The sequence below is a fragment of the Paenibacillus sp. CMM36 genome, assembly GCF_053570945.1.
In genome coordinates this window covers 119222-138914 of sequence record NZ_JBSEDY010000013.1, presented here as the reverse complement: position 1 = coordinate 138914, position 19693 = coordinate 119222, and the positions used below count along the sequence as shown (strand labels likewise).

Genomic DNA, 19693 nt, shown 5'->3' with positions numbered 1-19693 from the left:
TCAATGTAAAAAAATCCCCTGAGGGATTTGACTCTCTCAAGGGAATTAAAATTCATAAGTGGATAGCTTAATATCTTCTTTATTCAAATCTTTCAGAGGATGGACAGGGCCATTCCAATAAGTGAGAATATCAAGCGGCTCATTAGTACCATGTTCTTTTAAAGAAAGAGATAATTCAAGTAATAAATGGGGAAGTTGATAAGAGCTTGTTAAAAACTGATATTCCTCTGGGCTTTCACAGTCTTCTGCTCGATAGAACACAAAGTATCCCTCGGTATGATCCCCAATGAGTACAATATAGCGAGCAAGAAACATAATTTCGCCATTGGCAAAAGGAATGGAATATGTCGAAGCAGAGATCAAATCTGTCTCTAATCCCTCAATTCGAAGGGTGAGTTCATTGTTAAGAGCATCCATTCTTTCTCTTTGTTCGCTGACGAGTTGTTCATAATTTACAGGGACAAGCCCTCCTTTCTTGATCGTAGCGATCAGTTCGTCTATAAATACTTTTTGAGACAACACTCGATTGCTCATTCTATTCATCTCCATATTCGTGAAAATAAGCATGGAATTCCTGCTTCTACATGTTCAATAATTATGTATTAAAAATCTTGATTCATTAACTATCAAGCAATTTTGTGACTGCATTCACGACCCTTTCCATCTCAAATGGCTTAACAATAAAGTCTTTTGCACCTGCCTGAAATGCTTTTATAATCGCTTCCTGCTGCCCCAAAGCAGAACACATCAAAATGTTGGCTTGGGGATCAAGTTCTATGATCTTTTTAACAGCCTCAAGCCCGTCCATCTTAGGCATATTAATATCCATGGTGATTAAATCGGGACGAAAGTGTGCGTATTTCAAAACAGCATCATACCCGTTTTCTGCTTCCGCAATAACAGCGTGACCTAAATCCAAAAGAATATCTTTAAGTACAGAACGCATAAACAAAGAATCATCCACTACTATAACTGCTGCCAAATTAATCTCTCCAATCCGTTGTCAAATGATATGCACGCCCAAACTTCAATATCGGTGAAAAAACTGGTAAAATTAATAGAAAGAATCTGTAAAAATAAAAACGCTACCAATGAATTATAAAAGAAATTTGAAACTAGCTACTACAGAATTAGTTTTCAAAAAAACGTTTCACAATGACGTAAATCATTTCTGAAAAGCAAATTACAAAGGACTATATATCTACTGTATCTTGAGCACTAGCCATAAAAGCACAATCTTCTTGGATAGTTATAAAAAAACTGACGTCGGTATCATTCCGACGTCAGTTTATAAACTTATTCGTTTAGCATTTCTTATTCATTCAGAGCTTTTTTCAAAGCCTCCAGATTGTTTTTCATCACACCAAGGTAATCCAGGTTCTTCTGTTTGTCTTCATCCGTCAATCCTTCGAGCGGATTCAGTACATCGGTTTTTGAACCGATTTCAGTAGCTACGGTCTCAGCGACCTTCGGATCAACAAGAGTTTCGAAGAAAATCGTTTTAACATTATTTTCTTTAGCGAATTTGATAATACCCGCCAGCTTGTCCGGTGTAGGCTCTTGCTCTGGAGATAATCCGGCAATGGGTACTTGGGTCAGACCATATTGCTTAGCTAAATAACCAAAAGCAGCATGCTGCGTAATAAAGTCTTTACGTTTTACATCTTTCAGACCTGTTTTGAACTCGGTATCCAGCTCTTTCAGCTTGGCGATATAAGCATCAGCGTTTTTCTCATAATCAGCTTTGTTTGCTGGATCGGCTGCTACAAGCCCTGCTTCAATGGACTCCACTTCTTTTTGGGCCAAGACTGGATTAAGCCATACATGAGGGTCCATCACATGATCGTGATCATGGCCTTCCTCTGCATGTGCTTCTTCTCCTTCTTCCTCCTCAGCGGTGCCTTCCATCAGGTTTAACCCTTTGCTCGCTTCAACTACAACACGCTTATCGTTGGACGCGCTACTCAAAGCCTGTTCTGCCCAGCCTTCGACGATACCGTTATAAACAAACACGTCAGCATCCTTTACCTGTGCCATATCTTTGGCGCTCGGTTCCCAGTCATGCGGCTCGGCACCAGCTGGAATCAACGCGGTTACGTTAGCATGGTCTCCAGCAACTTGCTTGGTAAATTCATACATTGGATAAAAAGTGGTGACCACATTCAGCTTGTCTGCTGTTTGTGCCGCATTCGGCTCGGTTTGGGAAGCGTTTGTAGCTGTATTATCAGATTTGGCTCCGCAGCCAGACAAAATAAGTGCTAGTCCCGCAGACAATACAAATGATTTTTTGAACCATGTATTCATATTCATTACTCCTTTATCCATTAGATTTTTTAGTTATTCTCACTGTAATTACACTCACTGACCTGCCGCATTCTGCCGTCGCGAAGCCTGTTGCTTGCCCAGCTTGCGGACCAGCTTTTGTATACCAGCTCCTACAATCAGGAATAATAACAGCACCATGGCAATTGTCCCCCCTGGGGGTGTACTAAGTTCATACGATGCCGTTAAACCCATAAATACGCCGATCAATGCAGTGACCATAGATATCCAGATGGCTGCCGCGAAGCTCGGTGCAATTCGAATCGCCAGCGCTGCAGGGAGCACGATGAGTGAGGAGACAAGCAGCACACCGACAATCGGCATTGCAGCAGCTACAATCATCCCTGTTAAAATACTAAATGCAAATGAGATGGACTTGACAGGAAGACCGTTGGTCTTCGCCGTTTCTTCATCAAAAGTAATCTGATACAAAGGGCGCCGAAACACGAAAAAGAAAATACCTCCGATGACAGCCACAACGATCATCAACATCAGCTCTGTCTGATTGACAGCTACTACCGAACCAAATAAATAAGCGGAAAATCCTTTGTTGATGCTCTGATTCAGATTCATTAAAATAACGGCCGTCGAGAGGCCACCTACCATAATAATAGCCACAGATATCTCACTATATGTTTTATAAGACCTGCGGACGTACTCAACGATAATCGCTCCGATTACGGCAACAATAAATCCGGTTATCGTCGGGTTAATACCTAAATAGGCACCTGCTGCCACCCCTGCCAGCGATACATGCGATAGCATGTCCGCCATGAGAGCCTGACGCCGTAGCATCAGGTATACTCCAAGCACCGAGGCCAGCAGTGCAATTACCCCACCGGCACAAAATGCCCGCTGCATGAAGTCGTAGTGCAGCATTTCCATCCGCCATCTTCCTTCCTCTCAAGCTCAATAATTCGATCCAGATAATGTTGCACTTCCGATAGTCCATGGGTCACCATGACCACGGTTCTTCCATATTCCTTAACCTGTTGATTCATCAGATCGTAGAAGTGGTAGCGGCTTTCCTGATCCATTCCGGTCGTAGGCTCATCCAAAATGAGCAAATCCGATTCCTGAGCGAGCGCTCTTGCCACACAAATACGCTGCTTCTGTCCACCGGACAATTCGCCGATTTTACGGTGACGCAAATCCCACATGCCTACCTGACGCAGCGCCTGCTCCGTCAGATCATGATCCTCAGACCGCATACGGCGTAACCAAGAGCCATGAGTATATCTTCCTGAACGGACAAATTCCAAAATCGTACTTGGAAATCCGCCATTGAAGGCGGCAATTTGTTGGGATACAAATCCAACAACGAGCTTTTTGCCTTCACCTGTACGATTAGACATGAACACCTTGCCCTTCCAAGGCTGAAGCAAGCCGAGCAACAGTTTGAGCATGGTTGACTTGGAAGCACCATTCGGTCCGGTAATGGCTACAAATTCTCCCGAAAAAATTTCAACATTGGCATCCACCAAGTTAGGAACATCTCCGTAGCCAAATGTGACCTGTTCCAATGAGGCCAATAACATGACGCAAATCTCCTTTTCCTTTAAAAAGCCTGGAGCCATCTGAGCAATCATCCTTTGCGCAGATTCTCCAGGTCGTTTATGATCATTAAACCATCTATCGTAATTATTACGATTTGGTAATAAAAAAATAGGCGTTTGATAAACGTAACCTTTACGCATTAGCAAGTTTAACAGTTTAGGCAAGGTTCGTCAATGTTTTGGCAACTCTTTTGTTTGTTTACTTCACTTTGTCCGGGTACAAGCCTGCAGCCAAGGTTTTCAACGCGATCGGAGCGCGCACGCCTTCAGCCGCTGCGGATAATGGCAGGACTATAAACCGTTTGTTTTTGATCGCTTCCACACCAGCCAGCGCAGGCTTGTTCAGAAGCAGTTTCTCTTTATCCGCCAGTGAAGTATCTCCATAGTCGAGAATGACAATGACGTCAGGATTACGGTTCACAACCTCTTCCCAGCTTACCTCAGTAAAACTTTTGTCGATATCATCAAAAATATTTTTCGCCTTCACACTTTCAATCAAAGACGTTAGATAATTGTTGGCAGCCGTAAAGGGCTTGTCTTCTCCGCTGTCATAAACAAACACCTTGGGTGCCTGTTCAACAACACCAATTTGAGTCTGAATGGACTGCACTTGTTCACGCATTTCATTTACCAGCTTTTCTGCACGCTCCTCAACCCTAAAAATACGCCCAATATTTAGTATATCCTGATATACATCTTCTAATGTGGGGCCCGGCTTATTTGAGGACTCCTGTACATAGGTCAGCACCCCTTGTTTGGCTAGCTCCTCACGGGAACCCAGATTTTTATCATTAAAAGCACTCTTCCAGCCCGCATAGGCAAAATCCGGTGCAGCGGCCATAAACACCTCTTTGGACGGATATTGTTCGGCCAGTACCGGGATTTTGTCATATTGAGCCTTATATTTTGGCAAAATCTGATCATCCAAATACGCAGTTCCTACCATAGAGGATTCCAGTCCAAGAGCCAGCATAACCTCAGTCGCGTGCTGGTTCAGTGTAACCGCGCGTTTAGGCGCCTCGGGAAATGCCATTTTAACGCCCATGTTTTCAAGCTCTACCGACGTCTCCTTGGTTGCTGATTGGGATGCGGCAGGTTGCTGCCCGTTTGCGGATGGATCGCTTGTTTGGGCCGTGTTTCCTGCTGCACAGGCTGATAACAACAGCATCATCGCCAAAGCGAGCATAACCAGCGGTAACGCGGGCCTGCTATATTTTTTCATATGTACCGTCTCCTCTTTTATTTGTAGTTATTCTTACCTCATCGTATCGCCTTTTCTGTTAACATCATGGATGGCCTCCTCTCCTGAGAGAATCCGGTAAAAAGGTAATATTCGGCTTTCCGGTTTTTGGATGAATGCAGATTTCTGTCTCGACCCCGAATACACTCCACAGCAGGTCTGGCTGAAGCACATCCTCTGTTATGCCGGAGGCTACCACTTTGCCTTCTTTTAATACATACATTCGATCACAATAAAATGCCGCTAAATTCAAATCATGCAGTGCAGCTAGCGTAGTTATCCGAAGTGTTTTGACCAAATCCAGAATTTGCAGCTGATACCGGATGTCCAGATGATTCGTCGGCTCATCCAAAACAAGAAATTTCGCCTGCCCGGCCAAAGCTCTGGCGATCAATACCCGTTGCTTTTCGCCGCCAGACAAGGTGGCAAAGCCCTGATCTGCCTGAGCATTCATGCCTACCCGCTCCAGCGCCTGCTCGACCAGTTCATGATCGACGACAGTATCTGCTTCCAACAGTTTCTTATGCGGATGGCGACCCATCAGGACGATGTCCCGTACTGAGAAATCAAACGTTTGCGGCGCATCCTGACTCACCACTGCCATTTGTCGGGCTGTCTCTTTATACTTCATCCGTAGCATATCCTGGCCATCCAACGTAACTACACCACTGTCAGGCTTTAGCACACGATACATATTTTTGAGCAACGTCGACTTCCCGCTGCCATTCGGACCGATCAATCCGACTAGCTCCCCTGCTTTTACCTGGAGACAGATGCCGTCGATCAGCCGTTTGTCGTGAATACTGAAGGTCACGCATTCGACTTCTATATTCATTTTTCGCCTCCAAACGAGTAGGAACTACGACGCAGCAGCCACACAAAAAAAGGTCCTCCGCACACAGCCGTCACAATACCAATCGGTAGCTCCTGTGGAGCCAGCACAAGCCGGGCACATACATCAGCCCACACGACAAAAATAGCTCCCGCCAACAGGCTGACGGGCAGTACACGCCGATGATCTGATCCCACTACCAGCCTAACGATGTGCGGAATCATTAGTCCGACAAAGCCAATCGAGCCACTAACGGATACGACTGCCCCGGTTAAAAGAGACGCCACCACAACCAGTAATACGCGGAACGCCTGTACGTTCACACCAAGCGTTACTGCGGTCTCTTCACCCGTTAGCAAAGCATTCAGCGACCGGTATCGGGTCAGAAGCACAACCGTTCCAACGACTACAATAAGGCTTGGAATGAAAAGCGTGTCCCATTGAGCACCTGCCAGACTTCCCATTATCCAATACATCGCGTCACGAATGCCTTTTTCATTCGGGGCCGTCGTCACGATAAAGCTAGTCACAGCCGACAGCATCATAGACACCGCCACCCCTGCCAGCAATAAGCGGGTCGTCGATATGCTCCCAGCTACACGGGCTAACGCGAACACCATAAGCATTGCAGCTAACGATCCTATAAAAGCAGATAAAGGCAGCGCAAGTCGTCCTAAAAACCCGAAAGCTCCGAACACAATTACCAATGTGGCTGTCACCGAAGCCCCAGACGAGACACCTAAAATATAGGGATCCGCTAACGAATTACGAATTAATGCCTGTATAGTCGCCCCTGTAACAGCTAGTCCTGCTCCTACGATGACACCTAACAACACGCGTGGAAAGCGGATTTCCCAAACGATATATTGCTCAGGCTTGGTCCATGTCACGGGTATCCACTGGTCCAGCCAGGGAAGATGGGACAGTGCAATTCGCCATATCGTCCCCGGTGCGACAGCTACAGGGCCCAGCATGACCGCGAGTGTGACCGAAAGCAACAGCCCAGCAGTCAGCAGCAGAATTGTTGTAAATCCCCAAGTAGGCTTGCCCGCTAGGTGTGCACGAGAATGATGTTGTGATGGATTAGGTCTTGATGGATTAAGGTGACTCGTTCTCGAAGTCATGAATTACTCAATGGCTTTTCGGCCGCTTCCAGCTTTCTCAATTGTTCCTCGATCTCGGAAGCAGAGAAATTCTCACCCATGACAACCGCTACATCGTTCACTGGCTTTTGCGGGCGGATCGGAATGATTTCCAGCTCCCGATAGGCAAATTGAAACATCATCTGACCCTCTGATTCCAGAAACCGCACAATTCCTTTGGCCCGATAAATTTCAGCTGGCAAACTGCGGAACAACTGTTCAAACTCGTAGCGTGGCACAGGTTGTCCAAAAAAATGCGTGTGAACAACTACATGGTCGTAGGAATGATAATGCTCCCCATGTTCGTGTTCGTGGTCATGGTCATGAGACTGATGATCTGTATGGTCATCATGGTCATACGTGTGCAGATGATTTTCCAAATGAGGATGTTCACTCTCAATATCAACTGCGGATTCCTTATGTCGCGAAACATCCATACGCTCCTCTCCTTGAGTGGAGAAAAAAATTCCAGCGTCCACGTCACTTCGTTGCGTGCTCACAGTCAAAACATATGGATTTAACTCTTTTACGAGGGCCTGTACTTTCTGTAACTCGCCCGCAGCCAATAAATCGGTCTTGTTAATAATCAGTTTGGAAGCGCATCGAAGCTGATCCTGCATCAAACGAAGCGATTTGCTTCTCTCGTTCCCCGAGGCAAAATCCAAAAATTGACGCGCGTCTATGACCGTGATAACGGATTGTAATATCATAGTAGAATAAATTGAGGCGTCTGTCACTGCATCTACAATCTCCATCGGGTTAGCCACTCCGGTACATTCTACAATAATCACGTCCGGCTTATATTCCTCAGCAAGATTCATGAGCTCGACGCCCAAGTCCCCGCGAATGGTACAGCATATACAGCCACTGAGCATTTCCTTCAAGGGTGCTTGTCCATTCACCAAACTACCGTCCAGATTAACATCACCCAACTCATTCATCAAAATGGCTGGCTTGAGACCCTTTTCCTTGTAGTAAGCCAGCGCATGCTGAAGAAGAGTGGTTTTACCGCTACCCAAAAAACCGGATAAAACAACAATCGGTATCATATAACCCCTCCTTGTCTTTGCAACATTTAATATGGATCGTACCTTAAAAATTTCCTTCTTGCAATCATTTATCGGATTTTAATCGTAATAATTACTATTAATGAGTATAAATATATATGAGCATGCTCAGATTTGTCAATATAGGGAGGTGATTCACACACAATCCGGCGGGCATGATTGTCCCCTTACAGGCATAGGCTGTAGATAAGAACCCTTATTCCCAAGGAGACGTGGAATGAAAAACAGTACGCTGTTGAAGATGCTGCCTTTTATGATTCCGTTTGCCTTTCTCATCCCTGTGCTTGTCACGCTATCTCCCCAGTGGCTTCGTTTGTTAGATGTGGGGCAGCTGCAGCCATTAAAAACGGTATTTATGGGTATTTTTCTGGAAGCTGTTCCGTTTCTCCTTATCGGTGTGCTCGTCTCATCCCTTTTGCAGTGGCTTGTACCGGAGACATGGATTCGCAAAATAGCGCCTGCACATCCTGTACCGGGTGTCCTGCTGGCCTCCTTACTAGGTATACTGTTTCCCATCTGTGAATGCGGCATGATCCCTGTCGTTCGCCAATTAATGCTCAAGGGAATGCCTGCCTATATGGGTATCACTTTTATTTTAAGCGGGCCCATTATCAATCCCGTGGTACTGGCTGCGACGATGATGGCTTTCCCTTCCCATCCCGAGGTCACTGCCGTTCGAACGGGTTTGGCTTTTACCGTTTCCGCGATCATCGGACTGATCGTGTATGCCTTTGTGCGAGTACATCCGCTCAAACGGTCGTTACTCTCTTTTAACCAGCAAAAGCAGAACAATCAGACTCATCGGCATAATCGCACATGGCGGGGATTTTTTGTACATGCTGGGGACGAGTTTTTGGACATGAGTAAATATCTCATTATCGGCGCATTATTGACAGCCTGCATCCAAACCTTCATCCCACGTAATGAGATGCTTTCGTTAAGTGAAGGAACGGTCGGATCGTACGCCTTTATGATGGGTTTTGCCTACATACTGTCGCTGTGTTCCACCTCTGATGCCTTTGTAGCCACTGCTTTTTCACATACCTTTACACTGGGTCCACTGGCGGCCTTTCTTGTACTTGGTCCGATGCTAGATTTCAAAGGCACGCTCATGCTACTAAGCACCTTCCGCACCAAATTTGTCGCCATCCTGGCCTTGCTCATTGTTTCACTTGTTCTAGTGGGTTCTATAGCTGCTGAATGGTTATTGGGGAGGTGAATACAAACGTGAATTCAACCTTTAGCATCCGCTGGCAATATGGCATTCGCTCCTTGCTCATGATCGGATTGGCTGTATACATCATCTCATTAAGCCGCACGAATGCACTTCATTACTACCTAGCTCCCCATATGCAAAAGCTACTCCTACTCTGTCCTGTACCCCTCTTGTTCATCGCATTGGCGATGGCATGGCACGGAATCGTTGGGGGGCGGGACGGTGAGGATGTATGTGATTGTGAGCACCCGTTGCCGCAAAGCTGGTTCAAAAAAACACTCGTATATGGAATGCTGCTCATTCCGCTCCTATTCGGTTCTTTGCTGCCCAATCAGGCACTTGGTAGTGATATGGCCGCCAAAAAAGGCATGTCCTTCACGTATCCCAACCCGGACATCCGACGGAAAACAGATACACAGACCACGAAAGCATCCACCTCCTCCCTTTTATCAACTGCATCTTCTGTCCCCACTTCGCCCCCTCCAGAGGGGAAATGGAGTCAGGAAACGCTGGATAAGCTGTTCGTTCCGCCTGATAAGTACAATGTGGAATTCGCCGAACTGACGAAACGCCTGTATCAGCAACCTATCATACAGATCAAGCCAGAGATTTTTTCCGAAACTATTGGAGCCATTGAATTATATAAACAAGCTTTTGAAGGAAAAAAAGTACAGGTGACTGGCTTTGTGTATAAAGACGACAATCTGCCGGGTAAAGGGCTTTTTGCAGTAGGAAGATTCCTCGTCATGTGCTGTACTGCCGATGCCATGCCCTTCGGGATCATCGTCCAATCCCAGAAAGCCCCGTCCTTTGACAAGGATACCTGGGTGACCATTGAAGGAACACTGCATACCGCACAAAAGGGAAACGCTCCCGTACTTGAAATTCGATCCGAAAAAATAACCGCTGTCGAGCAGCCAGAATCCCCTTATGTCTATACCCAAGCAGACTCGGTAGCTACCTTTGATCGCTTGAACACAACACACTAACCCCGCCAAGGAGGAAAAATGATGAACAAAGTTCCTGTTATTTTAATCAGTGGTTTTCTTGGAAGCGGCAAAACAACACTGCTTTTGCGCCTGTTAGCCCATACCCGCCAAATTCCCCTTCGTGCTGTTGTTTTAATGAACGAAATGGGTGAATATAATGTAGACAGCGCTATAATTTCAGAGGAAATGCCTGACGTAACAGTAGAAGGATTGCTAGAAGGCTGCATTTGTTGCAGCAAAAGAAATGAACTGGCAGGGGCTTTGCATACCCTGCTCAGCCAGGAGCCAGATCTGATCTTCATGGAGACCACCGGGGTAGCCAACCCCGAACAAGTACTGGAGGAGCTTCGCTCCCCTCTACTGGCAGATCAGCTTTATCTGGTTCACAGCATCAGTGTTGTGGATGCTGAGCTGTTCCATGAATACAATAGCCGTTTTACGGCTGATAAAGAACTGGTTCGCACCCTGCACGGACAACTGCGCACCGCAGACTTCATTGTGGTGAACAAGACGGATGCAGCAAGCAGCCGTGAAGTGACGAAGGTCGTCAAAAGCATCCGCAAGCTCAACGATACGGCCAAGCTGCAAACTACTGAATATAGCCGGGTTGACCTTGAACCACTGCTAGAGCCTGTTCTGGCCTCCACATCCGTTGCCGCGAAACCTGTACAGACACCTCAACCAGCACCTGCACAGGTCCAGCCCACTGATGCAGATGCACTGTCTGTCCCCATTCCCGTCAAAAGTTCCGGACGACCCAGTATTACCTCTATAAGTACGCCGTTCAAAGTTATTTCTGCACACAGTCATAGCCACAGCCACGATCCCAACCAGACCCACTCGTTTTCCCATTTGGAGAGCTTAACGCTGCATCAATATTCTCCTCAGCCACTCGAAAAACAACGATTGGAGCGCTTTCTGACAGGGCTAGGCTCCTCTCTGCTTCGAGCGAAAGGTTATTGCGTGCTTCCTCAGGAAGGGACAATGCTTTTGCAATTTTCAGGAAATCACTTGGAGTGGCAGCCTACTGCACTTCCCGTGAGTCAGGGATATGTCACGCTCATTGGGGAGCAGCTCGACAAAGCATCCATTACCGACCAATGGGAACAGTGCTTCATTTCGCTATAAATAACAGGTCTAAATTAAGACAAAAAAACCTCCTGCAGATGCAGGAGGTTTTTTAAAAAGCGATGTTCACGGATTATAAGCATAATCCATGAACACAACGCTCGACTGTTCTTACTTAAGGTTATATTTTTTGTTAAAGCGATCCACACGGCCACCGATATCCACGTTTCTTTGTTTACCAGTGAAGAACGGGTGGGAAGCGGAGCTAGTATCTACACGGATAACTGGGTATGTGTTACCATCTTCCCATTCCATCGTTTCTTGCGAATATTTAGTGGAAGCACTCAGGAAAGTAAATCCACAGCTAGGGTCCAAAAAGATAACTTTGTTCAATGTTGGATGAATATCTTTTTTCATTAGTTTCACCTAATCTTTCATGTAGTTTTAGTTTCAACCTCAAACGTACTGGCGCAATACTCCATCAGTTGGCAAAAGGAACGGTTATGTCCCAGAAAAAAAGACGACAGACCTTAACGGTTGGCGCTCAAGCTCGTAAACGACAAGCAAACGATGCCGCATATATCGCATCGCCCATTGCACGAACGCTCCGGATCTTTCGTCAGCCTTCATCGTTATATAAGCATATAGTGAATGGTCCTCCGGCTCGTCCCAAATGCTGACACCAGCACAGGAGAAGTCGGTAGCCACGTGCTTTCGATTCAAAAGGCAAAGCGTGCCATGTAGCTCAGCATCTATCATACAGCCGTGAAAAAAAGCCGTTCTCTTAGATGCAAGCTTTAACTTTAGACGCTCTGTCCACTGGACTAATTCAAGTTTTCGCCGGTTCCATAACGCAGGCTTTTGCAAACTTAACAGGCTTCGCTCAGGAAGCAGGATAATTCAGGTTGCTATACAGCAGGCCTCAAATTATCTAGTTTCACGATGGATCGTGTACTTTTTCAGACGCGGAGAGTATTTTTTCATTTCAAGACGGTCCGGATGATTTCTTTTGTTCTTAGTTGTTGTATAGTTGCGGTCACCGGATTCGGTGCATGCCAAGGTAACAATTACGCGCATTTCTCTTCCTCCTTAATTGGAATACATGGTATACAATTACAATAGTAATTTTTACGATTAGTTTTATTCTATAATTCATGCTCCGCTTTGTCAACCTTAGAGTCACGGTTTATCGCTTCTTCTACCGTGTTCCAGCGATTACGGTACTGTGCAAGCTTCGGATGAAGTTGTAGTGGTTCGCTCGAAAGCACCAATCTGACATTTCTAATCCATTCTCCAAACGATGCATAGGAAGCGCACAAATTTGCCATTTCAGGACTCATGTACAAAAAAAGTGGGGTCGTATACTTTTCCGCCAAAAAACGAATAGCTGCTTCAATCGGCGTATACTTTTTACGCTTACCTTCCCAGCTCTCAATGACAACAGCACTCAAAGCCTGCTCCCGCTGCCACTCTCCCAGCTCGTCCACCCGCTTGTAATACGAACGTACCGGCTGCTTCCACATTCTTCTGACGGTTTCTTCATGCAGCGGATACAGCACCAGCTTTGTAAAAGATAATGCAGCCCCCGTTTCGGCAAAAAGCTCCAGCTCTCTGGCTGTAATCTGCTCGAACGTATCATAGTAGACCATGGTCCCTTTATGCATCTCGATCGGAGGCTCATAACCATAGGGTACATATTGAAGGTTTCTTGTCATGCCGGACACTCCGTCCTTCCATAGATGAACTTTTCCTTCTATATTATACCCTTGTTTTGGCATGAGGTTACATCAAATGTTTATCCTTGTTCAACAGCAGGCGTATTACCGCGTGGACCCCTTCGGAATTGCAACGCATACAGTCCCATCGTCACAAGCGCAATCAGTGCAAGCACCGTAAAAATATTGCTAAAGTTGAACACCTGCACATTAGATACGACAGGATTCAGATGAAAGGACGACGAACTATCTAGCGTTTTGCCCAAGATACTTGTCGTAATCGCTCCGGCAATGAAATTCAGCAGAGATAGCAGCCCCATTCCAACACCAATCTGGTCTTTCGACAAGGTACGAGAAATCGTGTTGGACATGGCAATTTGCATGAAGGTCTGACCTACGTTTCCGAAAATAAGCAAAAACAAAATCAGATACGGAGACGCACCCACAAACGTAGACAAGCTGATAAAACAAATAAACAAAAGCGATACAGCTGTATAGACGAGAAACGAATTTCCTTTGCTATCCGCCAAACGCCCCCCTCTTTTACCCAATAGAGCCGAAGCAATAGCAGCCGGAAACATAACCAGTCCAATTATTGCGGGCGTAAGCTGATTGAGACTGTTCAGAAACTGCGGTGCCAAGTACGGCAATCCAAAGCTAATCCCCGTCCCTAAAAAAGCGATAAGGAGCCCGTATGAATATTGTTTGTTACGGAACAGCTTCGGCTGGATGAATGGGTCATGTGCAGTGTTAATGCGCCATATAAACAGTGCAAACAGCACCATACCGACCAGAAAAAACATCATATTGGTTTGCGAAATCGAAAGTAATAAGAAGGCTACTGTTCCACCCAGCAATAATCCACCAAGAAAATCGAACTTCTGATCCTCTCCACGCTGATCGTCCAAATATTTACGAAAGAACGGCAATGCGATCAGTGGCAGCATGGAAATGACGAACAAAAAACGCCAGCTTGCAAAGCCTGTGATCAAACCGGAAATAATCGGAGCCAGTGCAGTACCTAACGCCAAGCCGATTGCTGTGACGCCCAAAGCACGTCCTCTTTTTTCAGCCGAGAAATAACGGACTGGGACGATCATAGCAGTGGCCGGAATAACAGCAGCCCCTGCAGCCTGAAGCAAACGAGCTACAATGAGCATCCAAAATTGATTGGCCAACAGTCCAATAAGCGAACCCAGTGCAAAAAAGATAATCCCAAACGTCAGCAAATCCTTAAGACGATATTTATCTGCCAATTTGCCGTAGGTCACCGAGCCAACCGCATACACGATCATATAGCCAGTCAGCAACCAACTTACATCGGAAGCACTAATATGAAACTCCTCTCGAATCACAGGCATAACGACATTAAACATAAAAGCGTTCATCACTGAAAAAACAAGTGTGAAAGCTAGCACACGCATAAGCTTATCCGCATTCGGATAAGTTTGTTCATTTATCATTTGGTTGTCTCCCTCTCCTGTAAACCTCTTATCTAAGATCGTAATTCACTGCTTTTGAATACCCCTATCCGGGTAAAATCTCTATATATTCGCTCATGCACGGGCGTCCGCAGGGTGGTAGTCGCGGAGAATTTTTTTAAGCAGGCCGCGCAGCGTCTCCGATTCTCCGACAGATAACGTTTCCCCTACCGAGCTTTTAATTGCCTCAATAGTACGTTCAGCTACCTTGTGAATCTTCAAGCCTTCCTCAGTCAAATAGATTTGCTTCATGCGTGCATCTTCCGGGTGACTTTTGCGTACTGCCCAGTTTTTCTTAACGATCCCGTTAACCAGGCTAGTAACGCTTGATTTATCAATAAGCAATAGCTTTTCCAAATCCGTATTGGTGACTCCAGGCGACATCGCCAGTATATAGAGCGTCTGCGATTGTGGGGAGGTGAGCCCCAAAGGGCGCAGTGCTATTTCAATTTCGCGCCGGACGGTAGTGAAAATCCATTTAATTAAATACATCGTGCTCTCTTCCTCCCAAGGAAGACAAACGGGATACACCTCGCTTCCCATCTCACTACGAACCTCCATATCTATCTAATTTTAATAGTTTGAATTCCAACTAATTTTAATCAGCTGTCTACTTAGTGTCAATACTTTCGTAACATGATGCTTTATTAGATAGGGTTAATTTTGAATTACAAATTCATCCTTTATGGAAATATAGGCACAATAAAAGACGAGTCCTTTGAAGGAAACCCGTCTTTTACTTCATTCATCATTCATTTCTGTTTTATAGTTGCTTAGTCCGCAGTTTTCACTTGAACTAGCGGATATTCTTCTCCATCAACGGTAACCGTGCTAGCATCATTCAGTTCCAACCGCTGCCAAAGGGTCAATAGCGTACGATAAGGATACTTCTTCAGATCATACTCCGATGGTGTGTCAGTGTCTGTGTCTGTATTTGCTCCATTGCCACTACCCTCAGTAGTAATCTCCGAAGTCAAGCCTCCGTCCGTGTTGCCAGTCACTGCTCCAGATTGATCACCACTTTTTCCACTGGATGTACCCCCACGAGCTGTGGAACCATTGTCCGTGGATTGTCCATCTGCTGTCGTGCTTTTTGTAGTGGCGCTCCCAGTGTTTACATCACCGGATGGATCATTGTTCGCCTTACTGGCTGCTTCCTTGTCGTTCTGTTCAGCAAGTGTAAAATTTTCGTATAAGTGCTCCTGCTGATCCGCACCGACAATGACGAGCTTCTTCGGCTTAAATTCTGCCTGCTCTGTCGATGTCTGAAACGCAAACAACAGCTTGACCATTTTCGTAGTGGACTTGGTATTAGGCACATGTGTCACTATCGCCGTAGGCTCCTTTTTTACGGGCACTGTAGGCTCTACAGGCTGTTGTTGTACAGGCTTCGGAGTGGCAACAGGCGCAGGTGTGTCAGCAGATCCGATCACCCCGGTTGCTTTCAGGCCGCCTAGCGTACCTGCAATGACAATCAGCACGATCCCGGAAATCACCCCACCTTTACGGAAACGACGAAGCGTTTTGACCAGAGGCGTGTCCGTCTCACGCTTTGCTGCCAAATAGAAATTTTTAAAGGCAGGCTTCGCAGGTTCAAAATATTGACGCCACAGCGTTTTTTTATGCAGTCCCTCTCGTCCTTCCTTTTGGAAGAATAGAAGTAGCGCACGTCTGTAGGATGGTTCAAAACCGCCGCGTGGAGTAGCAAACTCAGGGTGTTCCTCCGACCATCGGATAAAGCGGTACATCGTATCGTTATCCTTTGCCCATTTGCGAATCGAACTGACCAGGCGAGCGAAATCCAATATTCCCTCTCCCGGCCCGTCAGAACGATAAAAGGCAGGCAACAGACGGGCAAAATGGCCTTCCGCAAGCTGCTGGGGCAGCCAGCTGTAAGCCCAATCCTGTACCTTTTCTACTTCGCCGGGCTCCAGACCGTCCAGCACCGACGGTTCCGGGTCCTCCGTGTTAAACCAATCATAAGCCGCAACTAATCGCACAGCTTGTCCCTTAAGAGGAGCAGGCAGCTTTCCAACCCACTGCACCAAATCAGGCCGTGTGAAAAAAGGAATCTGTACGACCTGATCGGGTGATATTTCCTTTAGCTCTACTTCGGTAAGTAAATACCGATCCGACGCTTCCTGCAAGCGTTCTGTCAATCCAGATTGCTCCAGCGGGGACAGTTTGCCTACGGCAGAGTTGCTGTCCCATTGACGCAAGCGTTGGTGAATGGCAGCCACAGCCTCTACTGGTTTTCTTTCCGCACGCAGTCGACCCATCAGTGCAGATTCTGCCAAAAGCTGAAAATCGGCATTCGCCGACACTTCGATATACCTACTGCCCCATTCGTGCACAACAGCCAGCAGCCCCTTGGCATCCGGTGTTCTTTTCATCTGACTGTCCATGTAGGGAATGAACAGCATTTTTGTCAGTGCCGGATTACCCAACACTTTCGTAAAATATGCCTTGCCTAATGATGGATTCTCTTCAATTGTATGATAAATATACGTGACTGCTTCCGTATTTCTGGCAGTATAAGCATTGTTTAGCGAACGGATTAAATATTCCACCAACCGATTTTCGCTGCTGCGTGCATGAACTTTATAATAGTCCTTGAAACTATCTACCAGGCCTACATCCGGAATATATCCATCCTTCACCCGATCAAATTCATGATCAAAGAACGACAGAAACAGATCATTCAGCCTCATTTTACGTGGCAGCGCATCGGGTGGCGATAAATAATCAGTCAGGCTTCGTAACACAGTGATTCGTTGTTCGTTGTATAATGCCCGCTCTCCCTGCTCAATTCTGTACAACGTAATTAGCTCATGATAGCTGGATGGCGTCAAATCACGCCCAGCCTCCATACCTGTCAGCATTTGCTCGGCAAATTTGAAGAAATCGTCCGGCGTCTCACCATTCAACAACGTACGGACGATCCAGTCAAAATACGGCTGTCTCACCTGCTCTGCATCCACATTAAGTATTCGACTATGATTAGACAGGTCAAATACAAAGTCCTTTTCTACATTCCGATCACCGGGACGCAAACTAAAAGGCTCAACAAACATCAAGTGAATGCCTTTTCTGCTGTTTGGTTCCTGTGCATATGTAAGAAATCCGAGTCTGTTGCGAAATGCATAAGGCAGTGCTGCATATAACACAACAAGCAGTTGCTTGGCTGAAGATCCGACCGCTTCTACAGGAACATTCAGCGCTACGTATACCTTTTTGCGACCCGCTGCGGACATCATGACTGCGTATAAAAGCTGTTTGAACACTTCTTCGCTCAGCTGCAATTGAGCCAGCACTGTAGACGGGTCAACAGCCGGAAATACACTTCCACCTGGTAGGCGCTCCAATTCCGGCAAATCCGTTCCCTGCTCAATATCATAAGTATCAACAAAGGAGGTGTTCAGCCACTGCTTATAGTCAGACGGAGATTCACCATGTCCGGCTGGAATCACATAGTTGTGCGTGAAAAGGGCGCTTCGTAGCCCAGTAAAATCCGCAGCCTTATAAATACTGCGGCCAAGTACTACATCCCCGGACTCCGTCCGTACCAGATGTATGGCTTCCGGATAGACACTTTCCTGTTTCTCGCCGCGCGCCGTCAAAGCAGCAGGCGCATCATATACACATAAGGGATGCAGCACCTTTTTAATAAAAGAAGCATCCAATCCTTTGGAATTAGCCACTGTATCGAAGCCTTCCGTAGAACGGAAAATACCACGCCGTTCCCGTGTGTACATCTGCTGTTGTATCAAATGAGAGGTAGCATAACTCACTGTGATTCTCTCCCCTCAATGTACTTCAACTTATAAAGCAGCCAAATAAATGGCTCATCCACACGGATCGGACTAACCAACCCTTGCAGCTTTTGCTCAACCGGATTGCTACCCAGCGCGGAAACCGCGAAATAGGCCGTATCCGTAAAATATACATCCATCGTGCCCTTGAACGGTTTATCCACCTTTTCGATGAAGCGCCGAACTTCGCCATCAATGTTCGCAAACTCATCCAAATCCATATATTTGCGATGCTCCATCGGATTAAAAATATTGCTGTTCGTCTTGATGTATGTGCCTTCTTCATCTGCCAACGCAGTAAGCATATCACTTTTGGTCAGGACGACAGCGGTCGGAATGTCCGTTTTCCCTTTTTCCTGATAGGCAATAAAATCACCGAACATCGTAAGTACAACGTCACGCGGTTCATCATATTGTGAGACCCACTCACCCGGCTTATCGCCAAGGTTAATCTTAATGCGCTCCCGAATAGAGCGGATTTGTAGTGGATCGACCATAAAGAGAATACCTGCAGAATTCTTAATATGCTGTCCATGCAGTCCCAGATAGTCCTGATCTACCATTCCCTCACCGGCGACATCAAAAAACACTAGCGTCAGTGGCGGCTTTTCCTCATCCTTAAATACGAACTGGAAGATAAAAGGCTCCTGCATCTTTTCTTTTTGTGTCGATGTAAGCAGATCGCCTCTTTCAAATAAGGGTTCCTCATACATAGTGCGGAACTTTCGGCTGATCTCTGCATTGAGTGGCATGCAAGCCGCGTCAAAATGATCGGCCGTAACATGTTGCAGCGTGTGAATCAGGGAGGTCATATAAACAGATTTCCCTGCCTGCGAAGCTCCAATAATCGAAATGATATTGCTAGGCACCTTACCCGCAGTCACGGGCAACTCGTTATGGCAGTGCGGGCACAGTCGGTGACGCGTCAGCTCGCCATAACGGTCGGTCAGTCCTGTCAGTACATGATCAGAATACAATCGATGTTCCTCAGGAACATCAAGGGGATGTAAAATCGCCTCCATATCATGCACACTGTCCAAGCCAAAACGCTCCCGATATTTGTTCAACAGCTCATCTTCACCCAAAGCGTAGTCCTCGTCATCTTCACGGTGATGAGAAGCACGGAATACTACTTCCTCCGGGGAGAATTTACTAAAGCAATAAGGGCACACAATATCATAAAATAACGGCCTTGGCGCTGCCTGTGGCTTTCTTCTGAATAAATTGCTAAGAAAACTCATCGGTTGCGGCCT

The 19693-nt window shown here is 46.3% G+C and carries 20 protein-coding genes; 3 read left to right on the top strand and 17 right to left on the bottom strand.

The features are described from left to right. Positions 1 to 45 precede the first annotated feature (45 nt). The 9 genes from ACWA2B_RS22075 to ACWA2B_RS22035 form a co-directional block, all read right to left on the bottom strand. Positions 46 to 534, bottom strand: coding sequence for a hypothetical protein (locus ACWA2B_RS22075; protein ID WP_029519166.1), 489 nt, complete (start codon positions 532 to 534; stop codon positions 46 to 48). Between the two features lie 85 nt (positions 535 to 619). Next, positions 620 to 982, bottom strand: coding sequence for a response regulator (locus ACWA2B_RS22070; protein ID WP_029519165.1), 363 nt, complete (start codon positions 980 to 982; stop codon positions 620 to 622). A 332-nt stretch (positions 983 to 1314) separates the two neighbouring features. Next, positions 1315 to 2304, bottom strand: a complete 990-nt coding sequence (locus ACWA2B_RS22065) for a metal ABC transporter substrate-binding protein (RefSeq protein ID WP_029519164.1) — start codon at positions 2302 to 2304, stop codon at positions 1315 to 1317. 54 nt (positions 2305 to 2358) lie between these two features. Continuing rightward, a complete protein-coding gene (locus ACWA2B_RS22060) occupies positions 2359 to 3207 on the bottom strand; it encodes a metal ABC transporter permease (protein WP_029519163.1) in 849 nt (282 codons plus the stop codon). Beyond that, positions 3153 to 3860: a metal ABC transporter ATP-binding protein gene (locus ACWA2B_RS22055; protein ID WP_039273487.1), complete on the bottom strand. Its 708-nt coding sequence runs from the start codon at positions 3858 to 3860 to the stop codon at positions 3153 to 3155. Before ACWA2B_RS22055 ends, ACWA2B_RS22060 begins: the two co-directional genes overlap by 55 nt. A gap of 217 nt (positions 3861 to 4077) precedes the next feature. Next, positions 4078 to 5100: an ABC transporter substrate-binding protein gene (locus tag ACWA2B_RS22050; RefSeq protein ID WP_069010191.1), complete on the bottom strand. Its 1023-nt coding sequence runs from the start codon at positions 5098 to 5100 to the stop codon at positions 4078 to 4080. A gap of 64 nt (positions 5101 to 5164) precedes the next feature. Beyond that, a complete protein-coding gene (locus ACWA2B_RS22045; protein ID WP_029519160.1) occupies positions 5165 to 5953 on the bottom strand; it encodes an ABC transporter ATP-binding protein in 789 nt (262 codons plus the stop codon). Next, positions 5950 to 7074, bottom strand: a complete 1125-nt coding sequence (locus ACWA2B_RS22040) for a FecCD family ABC transporter permease (RefSeq protein WP_069010192.1) — start codon at positions 7072 to 7074, stop codon at positions 5950 to 5952. Before ACWA2B_RS22040 ends, ACWA2B_RS22045 begins: the two co-directional genes overlap by 4 nt. Next, positions 7071 to 8141: a CobW family GTP-binding protein gene (locus ACWA2B_RS22035; protein ID WP_449292613.1), complete on the bottom strand. Its 1071-nt coding sequence runs from the start codon at positions 8139 to 8141 to the stop codon at positions 7071 to 7073. Before ACWA2B_RS22035 ends, ACWA2B_RS22040 begins: the two co-directional genes overlap by 4 nt. Positions 8142 to 8376: 235 nt before the next feature. Here ACWA2B_RS22035 and ACWA2B_RS22030 point away from each other — a divergent pair, with 235 nt between their 5' ends. The 3 genes from ACWA2B_RS22030 to ACWA2B_RS22020 are packed head-to-tail and all read left to right on the top strand — an operon-like array spanning position 8377 to position 11492. Continuing rightward, positions 8377 to 9378 carry a permease gene (locus tag ACWA2B_RS22030; RefSeq protein WP_029519157.1) on the top strand — a complete coding sequence of 334 codons (1002 nt, stop codon included), beginning with the start codon at positions 8377 to 8379 and terminating at the stop codon, positions 9376 to 9378. Positions 9379 to 9386: 8 nt separating this feature from the next. Then, entirely contained in the window at positions 9387 to 10364 is a 978-nt protein-coding gene (locus ACWA2B_RS22025) for a TIGR03943 family putative permease subunit (protein WP_449292612.1), read from the top strand. 18 nt (positions 10365 to 10382) lie between these two features. Beyond that, complete coding sequence (locus tag ACWA2B_RS22020) at positions 10383 to 11492, top strand: CobW family GTP-binding protein (protein ID WP_049817075.1); 1110 nt, start codon at positions 10383 to 10385, stop codon at positions 11490 to 11492. 111 nt (positions 11493 to 11603) lie between these two features. Here ACWA2B_RS22020 and ACWA2B_RS22015 read toward each other — a convergent pair whose 3' ends face one another. From ACWA2B_RS22015 to ACWA2B_RS21980, 8 genes are all read right to left on the bottom strand, one after another. Continuing rightward, a complete protein-coding gene (locus tag ACWA2B_RS22015; RefSeq protein ID WP_013310118.1) occupies positions 11604 to 11849 on the bottom strand; it encodes a type B 50S ribosomal protein L31 in 246 nt (81 codons plus the stop codon). Between the two features lie 84 nt (positions 11850 to 11933). Then, complete coding sequence (locus tag ACWA2B_RS22010; RefSeq protein ID WP_238437774.1) at positions 11934 to 12155, bottom strand: hypothetical protein; 222 nt, start codon at positions 12153 to 12155, stop codon at positions 11934 to 11936. Between the two features lie 204 nt (positions 12156 to 12359). Further along, on the bottom strand, positions 12360 to 12509 hold the full coding sequence (gene rpmG, locus ACWA2B_RS22005) for a 50S ribosomal protein L33 (protein ID WP_013310116.1): 150 nt from the start codon (positions 12507 to 12509) through the stop codon (positions 12360 to 12362). 68 nt (positions 12510 to 12577) lie between these two features. Beyond that, entirely contained in the window at positions 12578 to 13147 is a 570-nt protein-coding gene (locus ACWA2B_RS22000; RefSeq protein ID WP_069010193.1) for a hypothetical protein, read from the bottom strand. Between the two features lie 80 nt (positions 13148 to 13227). Beyond that, complete coding sequence (locus ACWA2B_RS21995; RefSeq protein WP_069010194.1) at positions 13228 to 14610, bottom strand: MFS transporter; 1383 nt, start codon at positions 14608 to 14610, stop codon at positions 13228 to 13230. Between the two features lie 93 nt (positions 14611 to 14703). Then, positions 14704 to 15171, bottom strand: a complete 468-nt coding sequence (locus tag ACWA2B_RS21990; protein ID WP_029519152.1) for a MarR family winged helix-turn-helix transcriptional regulator — start codon at positions 15169 to 15171, stop codon at positions 14704 to 14706. 230 nt (positions 15172 to 15401) lie between these two features. After that, positions 15402 to 18419, bottom strand: coding sequence for a GAP1-N2 domain-containing protein (locus tag ACWA2B_RS21985; RefSeq protein WP_209948093.1), 3018 nt, complete (start codon positions 18417 to 18419; stop codon positions 15402 to 15404). Continuing rightward, entirely contained in the window at positions 18416 to 19681 is a 1266-nt protein-coding gene (locus ACWA2B_RS21980) for a TRAFAC clade GTPase domain-containing protein (protein ID WP_029519150.1), read from the bottom strand. Before ACWA2B_RS21980 ends, ACWA2B_RS21985 begins: the two co-directional genes overlap by 4 nt. Positions 19682 to 19693 lie beyond the last annotated feature (12 nt).